This is a genomic window from Halopseudomonas formosensis, assembly GCF_900115905.1.
GTDB classification, from domain to species: domain Bacteria; phylum Pseudomonadota; class Gammaproteobacteria; order Pseudomonadales; family Pseudomonadaceae; genus Halopseudomonas; species Halopseudomonas formosensis.
In genome coordinates this window covers 342,795-361,600 of sequence record NZ_FOYD01000002.1, presented here as the reverse complement: position 1 = coordinate 361,600, position 18,806 = coordinate 342,795, and the positions used below count along the sequence as shown (strand labels likewise).

Sequence of the window (18,806 nt, the reverse complement as noted above, 5' to 3'; positions counted from 1 at the left end):
CAGCGCCCTCAACAATGAACCCAACACTGTCACGGGAATTGCCATGCACATCGTTGCCGATGAAAACATACCGCTGCTCGACGAGTTCTTCGGTGAGTTCGGTCGCCTCACCCGCCTGCCCGGGCGATTGATCGACCAGACCGCCCTGGGGGATGCCGATGTGCTGCTGGTACGCTCGGTGACCCGGGTCAGCGCGGCGATGCTGGCGGGTACGCCGGTACGTTTCGTCGGTACCTGCACCATAGGCACCGATCATCTGGATCTGCCCGGTCTTGCGGCGGCGGGGATCGAGGTGGCCAGTGCGCCCGGCTGCAACGCGCGGGGCGTGGTGGAATACGTGCTGAGCTGCCTGCTGACTTTCGCCGAGCAGTCGGCCACGCCCTGGCAGGACAGGACGGTCGGCATCATCGGCGTAGGCGAGGTCGGCGGCAGGCTGGCCGCGGTGCTGCAGGCGCTCGGGGTCAAGACCCTGCTGTGTGATCCACCCCTGGCCGAGCAGGGTCGAGAGGGGTTGATCGAGCTGGATGAGCTGATAGCGCACAGTGATGTCATCAGTTGCCACGTTCCGCTTACCCGCGAGGGTCCGCATCCGACCTGGCACCTGCTTGATGGCCGGCGTCTGGAGAGGCTGCGACCGGGGACCTGGCTGATCAACAGCAGCCGCGGTCCGGTGATCGACAATCAGGCGCTGAGTGCCGTGCTCGGGCAGCGTCCCGACTTGCTGGTGGCGCTCGACGTATGGGAAACCGAACCTCTGGTGGATCCGGCGCTCGCCGCCCGCTGCCGCCTGGCTACCCCGCATATTGCCGGCTACAGCCTGGACGGCAAGCTGCGTGGCACCGCTCAGATCTACCAGGCCCTGTGCCGCTTCCTCGACCGGCCAGCCAGCCTGGCTCTGGAGCAGCTGGCGCCCCGCAGCGGCGCCGGACAATGGCAGCTGGAGCCGGGAACACCGCCGGATTGGGCGCTGACGCGCGCGTTACGGCTGGTCTATGACGTGCGCGATGATGATGCCCGCCTGCGCGCCATGTTGAACAGGGTGCAGGATGAGCAGGAGAGTCGGGAGGGGTTCGACAGATTGCGCAAGGAATATCCGCTGCGGCGCGAGTGCAACCTGTTACGGGTGGTGACCGCCGCTTCCGAGCCGCAACTGGCCCGGAGACTGCTGGCGGCAGGGTTCGATCTCGGGGGCTAGACCGCCTTCAGCGATTGCGGTGCGACCCACTGCTGTTCCAGCTCCTGACAGGCCTGCTGGATCATGCGTTCGGTGATGGCGATTTCCCGACCCTGCTCATCCACCAGATAGCCCCGTGCCTGCAGAGAAGGGCGGGGCAGGTTGTCACTCAGTAAACGTGGCTTCTGCTGTACCTGTTGACGCATGGATTCTCTCCAAATCAGTTCTCATCGGTAAGGCGTTGGCAACTCTGCGATGCCTGGCCCATGGAAAGCATAGACAAGGGTTGTGACTGCGGGATTACAGAAAATATCCCGCAGCGGTAGCAGACGGATGCGTCCTGAAATGAAAAACCCCCGCGGAGCGGGGGTTTGAGACAGCGGTGATCTGACTCAGCGATAGTTGCCGGCACGCAGTGCTGCGATACGCTGCTCCAGGGGAGGGTGAGTCATCAGCAGGCCGGCCAGACCGTTCTTCAGGTTGCCGTTGATGCCGAAGGCCGTCATCTCCCCGGGCATCTCCACCGGGATGCCCTGTTCGGCACGCAGGCGCTCGAGGGCGGCGATCATGTTGCCGGTGCCGGCGAGCTGCGCTGCAGCGGCATCGGCGCGGAACTCCCGCTGGCGGGAGAACCACATGACGATGATGCTGGCCAGAATACCCAGCACCAGCTCGGCAAAGATGGTGGCGATAAAGTAGCCGATGCCGGGGCCGTCGCTCTCGTTCTTGAACACCGCACGGTCAACGAAGTTGCCGATGATACGGGCAAAGAACATGACGAAGGTGTTCACCACACCCTGAATCAGGGTCAGAGTCACCATGTCGCCATTGGCCACGTGGCCGATCTCGTGGGCCATGACCGCGCGGATCTCGTTGGGGCTGAAGCGTTGCAGCATGCCTTCGGATACCGCTACCAGCGCAGCGTTCCTGTTCCAGCCGGTGGCAAAGGCGTTGGACGCCCGGGAGGGGAAGATGCCTACCTCGGGCATGCCGATACCGGCATCACGGGCCAGTTCGGCCACGGTTTCCAACAGCCACTGCTCCTGACGGGTCTGCGGCTGGGTGATTACCCGGGTACCGGTGCTGCGCTTGGCCATCCACTTGGACATGAACAGGGAGATGAAGGAACCGGCAAAGCCGATCACTGCACAGAAGATCAGCAGGGCCTGCAGGTTCATCCCGCCCTGGCCGTCGTGGATGCTGCCCACGCCCAGCAAGCTCAGGGTGATACTGGCGACCAGCACCACGGCCAGGTTGGTCGCCAGGAAAAGCAGAATGCGCATCATGTAGATGAAACTCCTAAAGAACTGGAAAGCTGCGCTTATAGTTGGGGTTGCGCGGGCCGGATTCAATGCCCACTCTGTATCAAAGCGTGTCTACCACGCGCCCCTTCGCCCCCGGAGCGGGGGCTCCCACAACGACACAGAGCCTGGGTCCCTACGCACCCGCTCTTCGCGGGATCCGACAACCGGGGGAGCACGCCTCGTCTGTAGGAGCACCGCCCCCGGTGCGAGGGCTCCCACAACGACACAGGGCCCGATCCCTGCGCACCCGCTCTCTTCGCGGGATCCGACAACCGCGGGGCACGCCCCTTCTGTAGGAGCACCGCCCCCGGTGCGAACGGGTGGGCAGCCTGCGCCTACTGCTTGTAGGTCCGCAGGAAGTTGGCAATCCGCCCGATGGCCATTTCCAGATCATCCTTGCGCGGCAGGGAGACGATGCGGAAGTGGTCTGGCCAGGGCCAGTTGAACGCAGTGCCCTGGACGATGAGGATCTTCTCCTGCAGCAGCAGGTCCAGCACCATTTTCTCGTCGTTGTGGATCGGGTAGACCTTGGGGTCCAGCTTGGGGAACAGGTACAGGGCGCCCTTGGGCTTGACGCAGCTGACCCCGGGGATTTCGTTGAGCAATTCCCAGGCGGTATCGCGCTGTTCCAGCAGACGGCCGCCGGGCAGGATCAGGTCGTTGATGCTCTGATAGCCGCCCAGTGCGGTCTGGATGGCATGTTGCGCCGGCACGTTGGCGCACAGACGCATCGACGACAGGATCTCAAGACCCTCGATGTAGCTGGCGGCGCGCTGCTTGGGGCCGCTGATGACCATCCAGCCGGAGCGGAAGCCCGCTACCCGGTAGGATTTGGACAGGCCGTTGAAGGTCAGGCACAGCAGATCGGGAGCGACGGCGGCAAAGGAATCATGCTCGGTGCCGTCGTACAGGATCTTGTCGTAGATCTCGTCAGCCAGCACCAGCAGATTGTGCTCGCGGGCCACTTCGGCCAGTTGCTCCAGTACCTCGCGCGGATACACGGCACCGGTGGGATTGTTCGGGTTGATCAGCACCATGGCCTTGGTGTTGGGGGTGATCTTGCTGCGGATGTCCTGGATATCCGGGTACCAGTCCGACTGCTCATCACACAGGTAGTGCACCGGCTTGCCGCCGGACAGGCTGACGGCCGCAGTCCACAGCGGATAGTCCGGCGCAGGGATCAGCACCTCGTCGCCGTTGTTCAGCAGTGCCTGCATGGCCATCACGATCAGCTCGGAGACGCCGTTGCCCAGGTAGATATCCTCGATACCCACGCCCTGGAACTGCTTGGTCTGGCAGTAATGCATGACCGCCTTGCGCGCCGAAAACAGCCCCTTGGAATCACTGTAGCCCTGGGCAGTGGGCAGGTTGAGAATCACGTCCTGGAGGATTTCCTCGGGCGCTTCGAAACCGAAGGGCGCCGGGTTGCCGATGTTCAGCTTGAGAATCCGGTGACCTTCCTCTTCGAGGCGCTTGGCGTGGCGCAGGACCGGCCCGCGAATGTCGTAACAGACATTGGCCAATTTGTTGGACTTGCTAACCTGCATGATACTTACCTGTAAATCATCGATGATGAAAAGTGGGCTGGGACTGCGAAAGCAAAGCGAGCATCATACGACTGCGCCTGCGGCGAAGAAAGCCCGGGCGCCAAACTTCTCGGAGGAAAATGTGGACAAACTGGAAAAAAGCGAGCAGGCCTGGCGTGAACAGCTGACCGAGGCCCAGTTTCAGGTCTGTCGACTGAAGGGAACCGAACGGCCCTTTACCGGCGAGTATTACCGCAAGGGGCCCCCGGGCGTCTACCACTGCGTCTGCTGCGATGCCCCCCTGTTCGATACCGACACCCAGTTCGACGCCGGCTGCGGTTGGCCCAGCTACTGGGCGCCGGTGAGCGAAGCAGCGATCGCCACCGCCGAGGACTTCAGCCACGGCATGCACCGGATCGAGGTGCTGTGCGCCCGCTGCGATGCCCACCTGGGGCATGTCTTTCCCGATGGTCCGCCGCCGACCGGGTTACGCTATTGCATCAATTCGGTGTGTCTGCGGTTAGAATCCCGGGCCTGAACGTCATCTGATCCGGAAGGTCCATGAGCGATATCACCACTACCGAATTCATGCAGCGGGTTGTCCGCTTCCTCGACCGCTATGAACAGACCCTGCCACCACCGACACCGCCGCTGGACTGGAGTAACACCTTTGCCGCCCGCTGGGTGGGCGAGGGCAGTGGCGGCTGGCTGCGGCCACTGGAGATCACCGCTGAACAGAGTCTGGATGACCTGATCGGCGTGGATCGGCAGAAGCAGCTGCTGGAGGCCAACACCAGTCAGTTCGTCCGTGGCCTGCCGGCCAACAATGCCCTGCTGTGGGGTGCCCGGGGAACCGGCAAGTCCTCCCTGGTCAGGGCTCTGCTGCACGCCTGGAAGGACCAGGGTCTGCGGCTGATCGAGATCGACAAGGCTGACCTCATGCATCTGCCCGCGGTAGTCGCGCGGATCAGCGGCCAGCCCTGGCGTTTTCTGGTGTTCTGCGATGATCTGGCCTTCGAGGCCGATGACAGTGCCTACAAGACGCTGAAGACGGTACTGGACGGCTCGCTGGAGGCAACCCCGGACAATCTGCTGCTGTACGCCACCTCCAACCGCCGGCATCTGCTGCCGGAGCAGCGCAGTGACAACCTGGCCAGCAGCATGGTCGACGGCGAGCTGCACCCCGGGGAGGCGATCGAGGAGAAGATCGCGCTGTCCGACCGTTTCGGGCTGTGGGTGTCCTTCTACCCCTTCAGTCAGGAACACTATCTGGACGTGGTGAGGCACTGGCTCGGCAGCCTGGCGGCGCAGCACGGTCTGGCGTGGGAATGGAACGAGGAGCTGCAGAAGGAGGCCATCCGCTGGGCCACCGCCCGAGGCAACCGCAATGGTCGCTGCGCCTGGCAGTTTGCCCGGTCATGGGTGGGCAGGGCGCTGCTGGAAGCCTGAAGCAGGGAGGGTCAGGCGGTCCGCAGAGTCGGGCTGCCTTGTCGAAACTGGAGCGGGTGAAGGGAATCGAACCCTCGTCGTAAGCTTGGGAAGCTTCTGCTCTACCATTGAGCTACACCCGCAGCGCTGCGCATTTTACGCAGGTTGATCGTGACTCGGCAATCGCTGTTTTGCGCAAGGTGTGGTGACAGGGGCCCCGAAGCAGGGGCCTTGTCGAACCTCTACAGTCTGGCGGCGGCGCGCATCAGCCGGCGATAGCTGTCCCGGCGCTTTTCCTGATCGAATATCGGACTGTTGACGATCAGCTCGTCCATCCCGTAGCGCTCCCTGAGGTCGGCAATCTGCTGGGCCACGGTCTGCTCGTCACCGATCAGCGTGCCGGCCAGGGTGGACAGCACCTGGTGCCGCTCATGGGGCAGCCAGAGTTCATCCATGTTTTCCACCGGCGGGCGCAGCAGCCCGCGTTCACCCCTGATCATGTTGAGGAAGGACTGCTGGTGCGAGGTCGCCAGGTAGTGGGCTTCATCCCGGGTTTCGGCGACAAAGGCATTGATGCCGAGCATTGCCAGCGGCTGCTGCAGCTTGTCGGAGGGCTGGAAGGCTTCGCGGTAACCCTGCATTGCGGCGAGCATGTAATCGGGTGAGAACTGGCCGGCAAAGGCGAAGGGCAGGCCGAGGCTGGCGGCCAGCTGGGCGCTGAAGGTGCTGGAGCCGAGCAGCCAGATCGGAATGTCCAGTCCGGCGCCGGGCACGGCCACCAGGCGTTGGCCAGGCTCGGGCTCGGCGAAATAGTGCCTCAGCTCCTCGAGCATCTGCGGAAAGTCTTCGCCGTCGGTGCGGCCCCGGCGCAGGGCCCGGGCGGTGAGCATATCGGTGCCTGGTGCACGTCCCAGTCCGAGATCGATACGGCCGGGGTAGAGTGATTCCAGCGTGCCGAACTGCTCGGCGATCTGCAGTGGAGAATGGTTGGGCAACATGATGCCCCCGGAGCCGATGCGAATGCGCTCGGTTCCGGCCGCCAGATAGCCGATGACCACCGAGGTGGCGGCACTGGCGATACCGACCATGTTGTGATGCTCGGCTACCCAGAACCTGTGATAGCCCATCCGCTCCGCGGCGCGGGCCAGATCCAGACTGTTGCGCAGGGCATCACGGGGCGTGGAGCCCAGGGTCACGGGGCACAGATCCAGAATGGAAAGCGGTAGTGCAGAGGTTTTCATGGCAGCTCCGGAACAGCAGGATGGATGTCCATGCTAACCGGGGTTCGGCGCTGAATACAGCCCGGCGGCAACCGGCGCCGGCGCCGGCATGCCGATGTGGGAGCCCTGGGCGAAGTCGATGCCCAGCTCCCGCACCCGCTGCAGCAGGGCTTCACTGTGCACGAACTCGGCGACCGTCTGCAGGCCCAGCTCCCGGGCGAAGCGCACTATCCCTTCGGTCAGGGCGCGGGCGGTGGGGTCCCGGTCCAGGCGCTTGATCAGGGAGCCGTCGATCTTGATCAGGTCCACATCCAGGCGCAGCAGATGCTCGAAGTTGGAGTAGCCGGTGCCGAAGTCGTCGATGGCGATGCGGCAGCCCAGGTGCTTCGCCCGGTCGATGAAGCGCCGTACCTGCTGGTAGTTCTCTATGCCTTCCGACTCGAGGATCTCGAAGATCACCCGCCGCGCCAGCGAGGGGTCCTGCAGGCGTGACAGCAGGTACTCGCTCAGCTCTTCGTCCAGCAGATCGTCGCAGGCCAGATTGAGGGAGAAGTGCAGCTCGCTGTCGGCGAAGCGGGCCAGGCACTGGTCGATCATGCTGCGGGTGATCAGGCGGTACAGGCGGATGCGCCGGGCAACCGGCAGGAAGGCCATGGGACTGATGGGGTTGCCCTGTTCGTCGAGCATGCGCACCAGGCACTCGTACTTGTCGATCCGATTGGTGGCCAGATTCAGGATCGGCTGGAAGAAGGGCACCATGCGTCCCTCCTCGAGCGCCTGGCGCAGACGGGTGGCCCACAGCAGGTTCTGTTCGTAGCTGTCGCGCAGGTCGTGGGCCGGATCATGGATCAGGTAGTTGAGCTTCTGCAGCCGGGCCATCTTCACCGCAATGTTGGCCGAGGGCAGCAGCTGTGCCCGGCTCAGGGGCGCGGTGTCGCAGGCGCTGGCGCTGGCCAGCCCCAGGGTGGCCTGCAGGGTAATGGCCTGGCCCTGCCAGTACACCGGCAGGCTGGCGATGCGCTCGTGCAGGCTGTCCAGCCAGGGGGCGAATTGCCGCGGGTGGCCGGAGGGCAGCAGTATGGCCATCTCGTCGGCATGCATGTGGTACAGGCGCGCCTGCCCCAGGCGCCAGTGGGCGAGATGTTCCAGCAGGCCGGCCGCTACCTCACGGATCACGTGATCGCCGCAGCTGCTGCCGAAGAAGTCATTGATCTCCCGGAAGGCGTCGATGTTCAGCAGTATCAGCGTAGCGGGATCGTCTCCGGCCAGGTCCTGCAGCAGCCGCTCCCGGTTGGGCAGCCCGGTCAGCGCGTCGGTGTACAGGCTGCTGAGCTGGCGCAGGGTATTGGCCACCAGATACAGGATCACACAGGACAGCAGCAGCATGATGCTGACGGTACCGAGCATGATGCGCAGGTTGCTCTCGCGCATCGGCGCCAGCACCGCGTCGATCTCGGTCTGGGGGATGCCGATCCCGAACACCATGCCCGCCTCGGTAGGGGCGTGGAGCAGGGCGTAGTCGACACCGTCAACCTGAAAGTGCCGATGCTGCATGGGGGAGGCGGGATAGCGACTGACCAGTTCGGCCGGAGGTGGGCTGGCTTCTCCGCCCGGCAGTTGCAGGGCAATGACCTCGTCGATCAGGTGCTGGGCACGGGCATCATTCTCTGCACTCGCCAGACTGGAGAGTTTGCGGTTCTCTCGATCCAGCAGAAAGGCGAAGCTGCCCGGGGTGACCCGGATGGAGCTGACCAGCCGGATGATCTCGCTGGCCTGCCAGTCCAGCAGCGCTACCCCGGCAAAACGCCCCCGTTCATCCTGCATGGCGGCGCTGATGCTGATGACCGCCTCGTCCAGCTGGGGCTTGTAATAGGCCTCGCTCCAGTGAAAGTCCCTGCGCGGCTGGGGCGTGGCCAGCAGCTCACGGGCCTGCAGGTAGCGTGACGGGTCGGCGAAGTCCCCGGCCTCAGTGAGCAACCGCAATCCCGCCGGCCCCCGCTGGGCATGCACGGCGAAGGCGCTGGCGCGATAGCTGCCGGGATGGAACAGCAGGCTGCCGCCACGTGCCTCGGGCAGATCGTCCAGCACCCTGAGCAGATTGCGTTCTGCTTCGCGCAGGGCGGCGGTCTGCTGATTGCGCAGCAGAAACTCCCCCGTGCGGACCAGCGTCGCCACATTGCGCTCGAGCAGGAAGTGATGGGCATTGATGCGGGCCAGGCTGGCATGGAAAGTGTCGGCAATCTGGCGTTCCCGCTGCTCGCTCATGGTCCGTTCGGCGAAGCTCAGATTCAGGCTGGAGATCAGCCACATGCCGGCCACGAACAGGCTGATCAACAGCAGCAGCACCAGCATGATGGAATTCTTGCGCCTGCCCATGGCGATACCTCAGGGCAGGCGGCCGGGGCGGCCGTCGTTGATGCGCTGGCGGGCAATGGCCAGTTGGCTGGGAGACAGTCGGGCGGCCAGCTGGCTGACCGCACTCTGTGCCTGCACCTCGCCATTGAGCAGTGCCAGACTGAGCCACACGTAGGCCTCCAGCGGGTCCGCCGGGCCCCCGTCACCTTCGAGATAGCTCATTCCGAGGAGGTACTGGCCCGTGCCGGAGCCGAGGGAGGCGGCCCGCCGCAGCCACTGCCTGACCTCGGGTGCTTCGGCGGCGCTCTCGGCATGCAGCTGTGCCAGTTGCAATTGGGCCGCTATCTCGTTCTGGCCGGCGGCACGCTCCAGCCAGCGCATGGCCTTTGTGCGATCCGGCCCCGTGCCCACGCCATTGAGCCAGGCCATGCCGGCCTGATACTGCGCCGCGGCCAGACCCGCCTCGGCAGCCGCCTCGATCAGTTGCAGCGCCTGTTCATCGCTCTGATCGGTACGATCGAGCTGGAGCAGTTCGGCATACAGCAGCTGACCCGGAGGGTAACCCGCCTCCGCCGCCAGCCGAGCCCAGTGGCGTGCCTCGGTGACGGCCAGATCCGTGCGCAGCAGGCTGGCCAGGTGATGGCGGGCCTTGGCATCACCGGCTTCGGCGGCCAGGGTGCAGGCGGGCAGGGCTTGCTGGGTATTGCGGATGGCATACAGCAGATAGCAGTCGCTGGTTCCCGGCGCCTCCGGAGCAGGACTGGGGGCGGCGGGGGCTGCTGGTGACGGTGCTGGCGCTGGCGGAACACGGCGAGCGAAGGCCTCGACCTGGGCCGGGCAGGAGCGCTGATAACCGATCCGCAGCGCATCCAGGGTCTCGGGCGTCGGCGCACGCCGGGCATAACGGGTACCTATGGCCCGGCAGCGGCTGTCACGCTCGCGGGCGATGCGTCGGAATTCCGGCGCCTGGGCATAGGTGTCGGCGTACCGCTCGAGAAAGGCGGTCAGGGGATCGATCAGGGGCTGGTCCAGCAGCTGCTCGGCTTCCAGGTGCAGTTGTCCGGGCCTGGAATCGGGCGCGTCGCCAGCCTGCGGCAGGACTGAACAGCCAGCCATGAGGCTCATCATGATGAATACGTAAACGGCACGCATGGCAATCTCAAAGTGCTGGCATCACTGCAGTCTGGCAGTGCATTGATACTACGGCAAACCCACAGGTCGTCGGGGAAGTGACGCGGAAATTGTGGAACAGTTCTTGCTTTATCGATCTTCAAGGGAACTAACACGTCAATTTATTGTTTTCGGGGACCGACCGGGAATGGCCGTCAATCAGAGTCAAGTCTTAACCAGCATGCGCAGCAACCTCGCCGGATTGCTCCATGGCAGCCTGGGGGTGCCGATTCTTCTGCTGGCGATGCTCGGCATGATGATGCTGCCGGTGCCGCCCTTCCTGCTGGACGTGTTTTTCACCTTCAACATAGCCCTGTCCCTGGTGGTGCTGCTGGTCTGCGCCTATGCCCTGCGACCGCTGGATTTTGCTGCCTTTCCGACCATCCTGCTGGTGGCAACCCTGCTGCGCCTGGCGCTGAACGTGGCCTCGACCCGGGTCGTGCTGCTCTATGGCCATGAGGGCCCTGCGGCAGCGGGCAAGGTCATCCAGGCCTTCGGCCAGGTGGTGGTCGGTGGCAGTTTCATCGTCGGTCTGGTGGTCTTCATCATTCTCATGGTGATCAACTTCGTGGTGGTCACCAAGGGCGCGGGGCGGATCTCCGAGGTCAGTGCCCGCTTCACGCTGGATGCCATGCCGGGCAAGCAGATGGCGATCGATGCCGACCTCAATGCCGGCCTGATCGATCAGGAGGAGGCCAAGCGTCGCCGTCTGGAGGTGGCCCAGGAAGCGGACTTCTACGGTTCCATGGACGGTGCCAGCAAGTTCGTGCGCGGCGATGCGGTGGCCGGCCTGCTGATCCTGTTCATCAACGTCATCGGCGGGCTGGTCATCGGCATGGGGCAACACGGCCTGAGCTTCACCGAGGCTGGACATATCTACGTGCTGCTCACCATCGGCGACGGCCTGGTGGCGCAGATTCCCTCGCTGCTGCTGTCCACCGCCGCAGCCATCATGGTTACCCGGGTGTCCACCTCCGAAGACATGGGCTCCCAGGTCAAGCGGCAGATGTTCGCCTCGCCCAAGGCACTGGGCATTGCTGCTGCGATTCTGGTGATCATGGGGCTGATCCCCGGCATGCCGCATTTCTCCTTCCTCAGCCTCGGTGCGCTTGCCGCCGGCGGAGCCTGGTTCATCCATCACCGGCAGCAGGTCAAGGCCGAGGAGGAGCGGGCTGCCGAGGAGCAGAAGGCACAGCTGCCGGCGTTGCAGCGTCCCGAGACCCGGGAGTTGGGCTGGGACGACGTGACTCCGGTGGACATGGTCGGTCTCGAGGTCGGTTACCGCCTGATCCCGCTGGTCGACCGCAGTCAGGGTGGACAGCTGCTGGCGCGCATCAAGGGCATCCGCAAGAAGCTGTCCCAGGATCTGGGCTTTCTCATGCCCTCGGTGCATATCCGCGACAACCTCGACCTGGCGCCCAACGTTTATCGCATCACCCTGATGGGCGTCGGGGTGGCAGAGGCCGAGGTCCATGCCGACCGTGAGCTGGCCATCAACCCCGGGCAGGTATTCGGCGAGATCAAGGGCATCCCGGGCAAGGATCCGGCCTTCGGTCTGGATGCGGTGTGGATCGAGCCGGCGCAGAAGGATCAAGCCCAGTCCCTGGGCTACACGGTGGTTGACGTCAGTACCGTGGTGGCAACCCACCTGAATCAGATTCTCTACAAGCACTCCCACGAGCTGATCGGCCACGAGGAAGTGCAGCAGCTGCTCAAGGTGCTGGCCAAGGCCTCGCCCAAGCTGGCCGAGGAGCTGGTGCCGGGCATCATTTCCCTGTCCGGGCTGCTCAAGGTGTTGCAGGGACTGTTGCAGGAACAGGTGCCGGTGCGCGACATCCGGACCATTGCCGAAGCCATCGCCAACCAGTCGGGCAAGAGTCAAGATACCGGCGCGCTGATCGGCGCCGTGCGCGTGGCGCTGTCCCGTTCCATCGTCCAGGGCCTTGTGGGACTTGAGGCCGAGCTGCCTGTGATTACCCTGGATCCCAAGCTGGAACAGATATTGCTTCAGAGTGTGCAGAAGGCCGGGCAGGGCAATGATGACGGCATTCTTCTGGAACCGGGTATGGCGGAGAAGCTGCAGCGCTCCCTGGCGGACATGGTTCAGCGGCAGGAAATGCAGGGCAAGCCGGCAATCCTGCTGGTGGCCGGACCGATCCGCAACATGATGGCGAAGTTCGTTCGCTATGCCGCCCCCGGCGCCCATGTGCTGTCGTACCAGGAAATCCCGGACAGCAAACAGGTCACCATCGTTGCCACCGTCGGACAGAATTGATTACAGGGTGAGGTCAGGCCATGAGAGTAAAACGTTTTTTTGCCGCTGATATGCGCTCGGCCATGAAACTGGTCCGTGACGAGATGGGGGCGGACGCGTCCATCATCGCCAACCGACGTGTTGCCGGCGGTATCGAGCTGACCGCGGCGCTGGATTACGAAGCGCCGCGCCTGACCCCGCCGACGCCGGGCCTGGACACCGAGTTGAAGAAGACCCAGGAGCGTATTCTCAGCGCCCGGGCCAGCCTGCAGGCGGGAGAAACCCCGGCGGCCGGGCCCAGTGTCAACCGTCAATTATTTGGAGACAGCATGCGTCAGGCCGCCGAGCGAGGCTCGCCGGTGGCCCGGGAGTTGCTCGATCGCCTGAACAGCGAGCGTGCCGCGCCGGCTGCGGAAGCCCCGGCGGGCGCCGCAGCATCGGCTGCCGCAGCGCCCGCTGCCGACAGCCTGGATGTCATGCGGGCGGAGATCGCCGGTCTGCGCGAACTGCTGGAATCCCAGCTGGGCAGTCTGGCCTGGGGCAAGGTCAATCAGCAGCAACCCCGCCAGGCCAGTCTCTGGCGCCGTCTGGTTCATCTGGGCCTGCCGGCCGACCTCTGCCGTTCGCTGCTGAGCAAGGTGGAGGAGATGACGGACATCCGTCAGGCCTGGCGCCTGCTGCTGGCCCATCTGGCGCAGAGTATTCCGGTGATGCGCAGCGAGCCGATCGACCAGGGCGGGGTGATTGCCCTGGTCGGCCCGACCGGCGCCGGCAAGACCACCACCCTGGGCAAGCTGGCTGCACGTTATGTGCTCAAGCACGGCAGTGAGCATGTCGCCCTGGTGACCATGGATACCTTCCGTATCGGTGCCCACGAGCAACTGCGCACCCTGGGGCGCATCCTCAATGTGCCGGTGCGTGTGGTGGATGAGCAGCACAGTCTGCAGGACGTGCTGGACGAATTTGCCAACAAGCGCCTGGTGCTGGTGGATACCGCCGGCCTGCAGGCCCAGGATCCGCAGCTGCGGGGTCAGCTCAAGGAGCTGGCGGCGCTGGGTGATCGGGTCAGCACGCTGCTGGTGCTGGCCGCAACCAGTCAGTACCGGGTGCTCAAGGCGGCATGGCACAATTACAGCAGCTGTGCGCTGGCCGGTTGCATTCTGACCAAGGTGGACGAGGCCGGCAGTCTGGGTGAAGCCCTCGGTCTGGCCATCGAGCAGCGACTGCCGGTAGCCTATATGGCTGATGGCCAGCGCATTCCCGATGATCTGGCCCGCGGCGTCGGTCATCAGCTGGTGAGCCGGGCGGTCGGTCTGATCGGTAATGAGGTTGCCGAGGATCAGACCATGGCGGATGTTTTTGCCGGTATACTTCACGCACAGCGCGCAAGTTAACGATTGGATAAGGGCAGCGTACAGATGGGCAATCAATCGGTTCAGGTAGTTGCAGTCACCGGAGGCAAGGGCGGCGTTGGCAAGACCAACGTGTCGGTCAACCTTGCCCTGGCACTGGCCGAGCTGGGACGCCGCGTTGTGCTGATGGATGCAGACCTCGGACTGGCCAATGTCGATGTGCAGCTGGGTCTGCGGCCCCAGGCGACCCTGGCCGATGTGCTCTCCGGCACCTGTTCGCTGCGCGAGGTCATGGTCAACGGCCCAGGAGGCATCCGCATCGTACCGGCAGCCTCGGGCGCAGCCGAGATGGTCAATCTGGGACAGCGGGAGCATGCCGGGCTGATCCAGGCCTTCAGTGACATCGGTGACGAGCTGGACATACTGCTGATCGATACCGCCGCCGGCATCGGCGACTCCGTGGTCAGTTTCGTGCGTGCCGCCCAGGAGGTGATAGTGGTGGTCTGCGACGAGCCCACCTCCATCACCGACGCCTACGCCCTGATCAAGCTGCTCAGCCGGGACCATGGGGTGACGCGCTTCCGGGTGCTGGCGAACATGGTCCACAGCCCGCAGGAAGGGCACAACGTTTTCAACAAGCTGCTGCAGGTCACCGACCGTTTCCTGGATGTGGCCCTGCAGTACGTCGGTGCGGTGCCCTATGACGAGTCGGTGCGCAAGGCGGCGCAGAAGCAGCGGGCGACCTTCGATCTGTTCCCCCGCAGCCGGGTCTCCCTGGCTATCCGCACCATAGCCCGCAAGGTCGACGCCTGGCCGCTGCCATCGACGCCCCGGGGGCACCTGGAGTTCTTCCTGGAGCGCCTGGTGCAGCGCAATGACCCTGCCACAGGGCCAGAGGATGAGTAACATTTCCGGTGGTGGCGCCAGGATGTACGCCAGCGCTGCGGCGGCCGCCTGCACCCAGGATCGGCTGGTTGAGGAATACGCACCCCTGGTCAAGCGCATTGCCTACCACATGCTGGCCCGCTTGCCGGCCAGCGTGCAGGTGGAGGATCTGATTCAGGCCGGCATGCTCGGCCTGCTCGAGGCCGCTCGCAAGTTCGACCATGGAAAGGGGGCCAGCTTCGAGACCTATGCCGGCATCCGCATACGTGGCGCCATGCTGGATGATGTACGCAAGGGCGATTGGGCCCCCCGCTCGGTCCATCGCAACACGCGTCTGGTCAGCAGCGCCATTCGTGCCGTCGAGGCCCGTGTTGGCCGTGACGCTAAAGATCATGAGGTTGCGGCCGAACTGGATATGAGTCTCGAGGAATATCATGCGATTCTCGGCGACACGGCGGGCAGCAGGCTGTTCAGCTTCGACGAGCTGCTGGAAGCCGGGGCCCCCGGCGAAGCCGAAGCCGAGGCTTCGCCCTTCGAGGGGCTGGAGGACGTGCGATTTCGCGAGGCGTTGGCCGAGGCAATCGACAAGCTGCCTGAACGGGAGCGACTGATACTGTCGCTGTATTACGACGAGGAGTTGAATCTCAAGGAAATCGGCGCCGTGCTGGGCGTCAGCGAGTCCCGGGTCAGTCAACTGCACAGCCAGTGCGCAGCGCGCCTGCGGGCCCGCATGGCCGACTGGCGGGACGATTGAATTCATATCTCACCCTTTGCTGAGGTGGCAGTTTTCGTGGGGTGCACGCCGGATGCCCCTGCTCGGTTTATATGGAGGCGGTAATTGGACAAGAACATGAAAATTCTCATCGTCGACGACTTTTCGACGATGAGGCGCATCATCAAGAACCTGTTGCGTGACCTCGGCTTCACCAATACTGCCGAGGCGGATGATGGCACCACGGCGCTGCCGATGCTGCAGCATGGCAATTTCGATTTTCTGGTCACCGACTGGAACATGCCGGGCATGAGCGGCATCGATCTGTTGCGTGCGGTGCGTGCCGACGAGCGCCTCAAGACCCTGCCGGTGCTGATGGTCACGGCCGAAGCCAAGCGCGACCAGATCATCGAAGCGGCCCAGGCCGGGGTCAACGGTTACGTGGTCAAACCCTTCACCGCCCAGGCGCTCAAGGAGAAGATCGAAAAGGTCTTCGAGCGCATCGAAGCCAAGTAGCAAGGGGACTGACATGGTATTGAGCGGGAACGCCGGTCAGACGACCGCCGAGGAATTCGAGCAATCGCTCAAGACGAACGCGCAGAAGCTTGTAGAGCATCTGGAGGAGGGTGACTACAAGGAAGCGGTCATGGTCATCCATGCGATCAATCAGGCCCGCGACCGGGGGCTGTACTACGAAGTCGGCAAGCTGACCCGGGCACTGCACAACTCGATCATCAGCTTTCAGCTGGATACCGCACGCTCCTTCGGCTCCGAGCATGGCGAGCACTCGAAGATAGCCGACGCCTCCGATCGCCTTGACTACGTCGTCAGGCTCACCGACAAGGCCGCCAACCGGACCATGGACCTGGTGGAGAGCAGCGCGCCGGTGGTCAGTCAGCTCGGTAAGGAAGCGGCTGCCCTGCGCGAGGAATGGAAGCGCCTGCAGCGCAGGGAAATGACCGCCGAGGAGTTCCGCAACCTGTCCCGCAGCATCATGGACTTTCTCGAGCGCAGCGAGAAGCACAGCGCCGAGGTATCCAGCAACCTCAATGACATTCTCATGGCCCAGGATTATCAGGACCTCACCGGGCAGGTGATCAAGCGGGTCATCACACTGGTCCATGACGTCGAGGAGAGCCTGCTCAACCTGGTGCGCATGGCGGGGCAGGTCGACCGCATCGCCGGTATCCAGCATGAGCTGCCCGACCCCGAGGAGAGAAAATCTGCTTCGCAGGCTGAAGGTCCGCAGATTCATGCCGATAAGAGGGATGATGTGGTGTCGGGGCAGGATGAGGTGGATGACCTCCTGTCCAGTCTGGGGTTCTGAGGGAGCGTGGAATGAGCTTTGATGCGGATGAAGAGATTCTCCAGGACTTTCTGGTCGAGGCCGGAGAGATACTGGAGCTGTTATCTGAACAGCTGGTGGAACTGGAGAATCGCCCCAACGACAGCGATCTGCTCAACGCCATTTTCCGTGGTTTTCATACCGTCAAGGGCGGCGCCGGCTTCCTGCAGCTCGAGGCTCTGGTAACCTGCTGTCACATTGCGGAAAACGTCTTTGACATCCTGCGCAAGGGCGAGCGTGAGGTCGACGCCGAGCTGATGGACGTGGTGCTCCAGGCGCTGGACAGCATCAACAGCATGTTTGCCCAGGTGCGCGATGGTGAGGAGCCGACGCCGGCCGCTCCGGCGCTGCTTGAAGCCCTGTCCGCGCTCGCCCAGCCTGCCCAGCAGGTCGTGGCCGCTCCAGCCGCTCCGGCTGCGCCTGTGGTGGCCGCAGTCGCCGAGCCGGTGCTGGAAGCCGATGGCGATATTACCGATGACGAGTTCGAGCTGCTGCTCGAGGCCCTGCATGTCGGCCCGGAGGCCGGTGAAGCGCCCGCCGCTGCTGACGGTCATGCCAACGGCGACGAGATCACCGATGACGAGTTCGAAGCCCTGCTGGACCAGCTGCACGGCACCGGCAAGGGACCCGGCAGTCAGCCGACCGCCGTCCCGAGCGTCCCGGCCACGCCGGTGGCCGGAGATGAGGATCTCATCACTGATGACGAGTTCGAATCCCTGCTGGATGAACTGCACGGTCCCGGCCGTGGGCCGGGGGCGGCGACCACGCCGACGCCGGTAAGCGCCCCCGCGCCCGCTGCGCCGGAAGCGGCGAAGCCGCAACCGCCAGCCCCTCCGGCAGCGGAGGAAAAGCCGGCGCCCAAACCCGCCCCCCGACGCAGCGAAGCCGGCGCCGACCATGGCGCTGCGGCCGAAACCACAGTGCGGGTGGATACCGCCCGGCTCGACGAGATCATGAACATGGTCGGCGAGCTGGTACTGGTGCGCAACCGACTGACCCGTCTGGGGCTGACCAGCGAGGATGAGGAACTCACCAAGGCGGTGGCCAATCTGGACATGGTGACTGCGGACCTGCAGGCCTCGGTGATGAAGACCCGCATGCAGCCGATCAAGAAGGTCTTCGGTCGTTTCCCCCGGGTGGTACGGGACCTCTCGCGCAGCCTGAAAAAGGAAATCAATCTCGAACTGGTCGGTGAGGAAACCGATCTGGACAAGAACCTGGTGGAGGCCCTCGCCGATCCGCTGGTGCACCTGGTGCGCAACGCGGTCGATCACGGCATCGAATCCCCCGAGGAGCGCGAGGCAGCCGGCAAGCCGCGGGTCGGTCAGATGGTGCTGGCCGCCCGCCAGGAAGGCGATCACATTCTGCTGACCATCAGCGACGATGGCAAAGGCATGGACGCCGAGGTGCTGCGTGCCAAGGCGGTGGAGAAGGGCATGATGGATCGGGATGCTGCGGAACGCCTGAGCGAGTCCGAATGTTTCAACCTGATCCTGGCGCCGGGTTTCTCGACCAAGACCGAGGTATCCGACGTCTCCGGGCGGGGTGTCGGCATGGATGTGGTGCGCACCCGTATCTCCCAGCTCAACGGCACCATCGCCATCGAGTCGACCAAGGGGCAGGGCACCCGTATCTCGATCAAGGTGCCGTTGACCCTGGCCATCATGCCGACCCTCATGGTCATGCTCGGTCGTCAGGCCTTTGCCCTGCCGCTGGTGAACGTCAACGAGATCTACAATCTGGATCTGTCGCGGACCAATGTGGTTGACGGGCAGGAGGTGATTTTGGTGCGGGACAAGGCGCTGCCGCTGTTCTGGCTCAAGCGCTGGCTGATGCCCGGGGCCTCCGAGGAGATCGACCGGACCGCGGCCAGTGTGGTGATAGTGTCGGTGGGGACCCAGCGCGTGGGCTTCGTGGTGGATCAGCTGGTAGGACAGGAAGAGGTGGTCATCAAGCCCCTGGGCGGAATGCTGCAGGGAACGCCCGGCATGGCCGGGGCGACCATCACCGGTGATGGCAGGATCGCATTGATCCTGGACATCCCGGGACTGCTCAAGCGCTATGCGCGAAAGGGCTAGGAG

16 protein-coding genes and 1 tRNA gene are annotated in these 18,806 nt (G+C 64.2%); 10 read left to right on the top strand and 7 right to left on the bottom strand.

What is annotated here, in order from left to right; genetic code table 11:
- Nucleotides 1–43: 43 nt before the first annotated feature.
- Nucleotides 44–1,195: a 4-phosphoerythronate dehydrogenase PdxB gene (gene pdxB, locus BM046_RS04770; RefSeq protein WP_090537510.1), complete on the top strand. Its 1,152-nt coding sequence runs from the start codon at nt 44–46 to the stop codon at nt 1,193–1,195.
- Here the strand turns inward: pdxB and BM046_RS04765 are convergent.
- From BM046_RS04765 to BM046_RS04755, 3 genes are all read right to left on the bottom strand, one after another.
- Nucleotides 1,192–1,380, bottom strand: a complete 189-nt coding sequence (locus BM046_RS04765) for a PA1571 family protein (RefSeq protein WP_090537508.1) — start codon at nt 1,378–1,380, stop codon at nt 1,192–1,194. The two genes, pdxB and BM046_RS04765, sit on opposite strands and share 4 nt — an antisense overlap.
- Nucleotides 1,381–1,566: 186 nt before the next feature.
- Nucleotides 1,567–2,460: a protease HtpX gene (htpX, locus tag BM046_RS04760; protein ID WP_090537506.1), complete on the bottom strand. Its 894-nt coding sequence runs from the start codon at nt 2,458–2,460 to the stop codon at nt 1,567–1,569.
- A gap of 353 nt (nt 2,461–2,813) precedes the next feature.
- The gene (locus BM046_RS04755; RefSeq protein ID WP_090537504.1) at nt 2,814–4,025 is read right to left on the bottom strand and encodes a pyridoxal phosphate-dependent aminotransferase; all 1,212 of its coding nucleotides are present in this window, start codon (nt 4,023–4,025) and stop codon (nt 2,814–2,816) included.
- Between the two features lie 121 nt (nt 4,026–4,146).
- Between BM046_RS04755 and msrB the strand changes: the two genes are divergently transcribed.
- A complete protein-coding gene (gene msrB / locus BM046_RS04750; RefSeq protein ID WP_090537502.1) occupies nt 4,147–4,542 on the top strand; it encodes a peptide-methionine (R)-S-oxide reductase MsrB in 396 nt (131 codons plus the stop codon).
- A gap of 23 nt (nt 4,543–4,565) precedes the next feature.
- Nucleotides 4,566–5,453: an ATP-binding protein gene (locus BM046_RS04745; RefSeq protein ID WP_407920432.1), complete on the top strand. Its 888-nt coding sequence runs from the start codon at nt 4,566–4,568 to the stop codon at nt 5,451–5,453.
- Between the two features lie 48 nt (nt 5,454–5,501).
- Here BM046_RS04745 and BM046_RS04740 read toward each other — a convergent pair.
- The 4 genes from BM046_RS04740 to BM046_RS04725 form a co-directional block, all read right to left on the bottom strand.
- Nucleotides 5,502–5,575, bottom strand: a tRNA-Gly gene (locus BM046_RS04740).
- A 99-nt stretch (nt 5,576–5,674) separates the two neighbouring features.
- Complete coding sequence (locus BM046_RS04735) at nt 5,675–6,673, bottom strand: LLM class flavin-dependent oxidoreductase (RefSeq protein ID WP_090537501.1); 999 nt, start codon at nt 6,671–6,673, stop codon at nt 5,675–5,677.
- Between the two features lie 33 nt (nt 6,674–6,706).
- Nucleotides 6,707–9,028, bottom strand: a complete 2,322-nt coding sequence (locus BM046_RS04730; protein ID WP_090537500.1) for an EAL domain-containing protein — start codon at nt 9,026–9,028, stop codon at nt 6,707–6,709.
- 9 nt (nt 9,029–9,037) lie between these two features.
- The gene (locus BM046_RS04725) at nt 9,038–10,159 is read right to left on the bottom strand and encodes a tetratricopeptide repeat protein (protein ID WP_090537498.1); all 1,122 of its coding nucleotides are present in this window, start codon (nt 10,157–10,159) and stop codon (nt 9,038–9,040) included.
- Nucleotides 10,160–10,325: 166 nt separating this feature from the next.
- Between BM046_RS04725 and flhA the strand changes: the two genes are divergently transcribed.
- From flhA to BM046_RS04690, 7 genes are all read left to right on the top strand, one after another.
- Nucleotides 10,326–12,452, top strand: a complete 2,127-nt coding sequence (gene flhA, locus BM046_RS04720; protein ID WP_090537496.1) for a flagellar biosynthesis protein FlhA — start codon at nt 10,326–10,328, stop codon at nt 12,450–12,452.
- Nucleotides 12,453–12,472: 20 nt separating this feature from the next.
- Nucleotides 12,473–13,825: a flagellar biosynthesis protein FlhF gene (gene flhF, locus BM046_RS04715; RefSeq protein ID WP_090537494.1), complete on the top strand. Its 1,353-nt coding sequence runs from the start codon at nt 12,473–12,475 to the stop codon at nt 13,823–13,825.
- A gap of 24 nt (nt 13,826–13,849) precedes the next feature.
- On the top strand, nt 13,850–14,689 hold the full coding sequence (locus BM046_RS04710; RefSeq protein WP_090537492.1) for a MinD/ParA family protein: 840 nt from the start codon (nt 13,850–13,852) through the stop codon (nt 14,687–14,689).
- Nucleotides 14,682–15,422: an RNA polymerase sigma factor FliA gene (locus BM046_RS04705; protein WP_407920431.1), complete on the top strand. Its 741-nt coding sequence runs from the start codon at nt 14,682–14,684 to the stop codon at nt 15,420–15,422. Before BM046_RS04710 ends, BM046_RS04705 begins: the two co-directional genes overlap by 8 nt.
- A gap of 96 nt (nt 15,423–15,518) precedes the next feature.
- Nucleotides 15,519–15,896, top strand: coding sequence for a chemotaxis response regulator CheY (locus BM046_RS04700; protein WP_177197788.1), 378 nt, complete (start codon nt 15,519–15,521; stop codon nt 15,894–15,896).
- A 13-nt stretch (nt 15,897–15,909) separates the two neighbouring features.
- A complete protein-coding gene (locus BM046_RS04695; RefSeq protein WP_090537487.1) occupies nt 15,910–16,707 on the top strand; it encodes a protein phosphatase CheZ in 798 nt (265 codons plus the stop codon).
- An 11-nt stretch (nt 16,708–16,718) separates the two neighbouring features.
- Entirely contained in the window at nt 16,719–18,803 is a 2,085-nt protein-coding gene (locus BM046_RS04690) for a chemotaxis protein CheA (RefSeq protein WP_090537484.1), read from the top strand.
- Nucleotides 18,804–18,806: the final 3 nt, after the last annotated feature.

Excerpts from the sequence above, each read along its gene's own strand:
- BM046_RS04705 (WP_407920431.1), top strand. The coding sequence starts at position 14,682 with ATGAGTAACATTTCCGGTGGTGGCGCCAGGATGTACGCCAGCGCTGCG.
- BM046_RS04745 (WP_407920432.1), top strand. The coding sequence starts at position 4,566 with ATGAGCGATATCACCACTACCGAATTCATGCAGCGGGTTGTCCGCTTC.
- BM046_RS04755 (WP_090537504.1), bottom strand. The coding sequence starts at position 4,025 with ATGCAGGTTAGCAAGTCCAACAAATTGGCCAATGTCTGTTACGACATT.
- BM046_RS04700 (WP_177197788.1), top strand. The coding sequence starts at position 15,519 with ATGAAAATTCTCATCGTCGACGACTTTTCGACGATGAGGCGCATCATC.
- flhA (WP_090537496.1), top strand. The coding sequence starts at position 10,326 with ATGGCCGTCAATCAGAGTCAAGTCTTAACCAGCATGCGCAGCAACCTC.
- htpX (WP_090537506.1), bottom strand. The coding sequence starts at position 2,460 with ATGATGCGCATTCTGCTTTTCCTGGCGACCAACCTGGCCGTGGTGCTG.
- BM046_RS04695 (WP_090537487.1), top strand. The coding sequence starts at position 15,910 with ATGGTATTGAGCGGGAACGCCGGTCAGACGACCGCCGAGGAATTCGAG.
- flhF (WP_090537494.1), top strand. The coding sequence starts at position 12,473 with ATGAGAGTAAAACGTTTTTTTGCCGCTGATATGCGCTCGGCCATGAAA.
- BM046_RS04735 (WP_090537501.1), bottom strand. The coding sequence starts at position 6,673 with ATGAAAACCTCTGCACTACCGCTTTCCATTCTGGATCTGTGCCCCGTG.
- BM046_RS04765 (WP_090537508.1), bottom strand. The coding sequence starts at position 1,380 with ATGCGTCAACAGGTACAGCAGAAGCCACGTTTACTGAGTGACAACCTG.
- pdxB (WP_090537510.1), top strand. The coding sequence starts at position 44 with ATGCACATCGTTGCCGATGAAAACATACCGCTGCTCGACGAGTTCTTC.
- BM046_RS04710 (WP_090537492.1), top strand. The coding sequence starts at position 13,850 with ATGGGCAATCAATCGGTTCAGGTAGTTGCAGTCACCGGAGGCAAGGGC.
- BM046_RS04725 (WP_090537498.1), bottom strand. The coding sequence starts at position 10,159 with ATGCGTGCCGTTTACGTATTCATCATGATGAGCCTCATGGCTGGCTGT.
- BM046_RS04690 (WP_090537484.1), top strand. The coding sequence starts at position 16,719 with ATGAGCTTTGATGCGGATGAAGAGATTCTCCAGGACTTTCTGGTCGAG.
- BM046_RS04730 (WP_090537500.1), bottom strand. The coding sequence starts at position 9,028 with ATGGGCAGGCGCAAGAATTCCATCATGCTGGTGCTGCTGCTGTTGATC.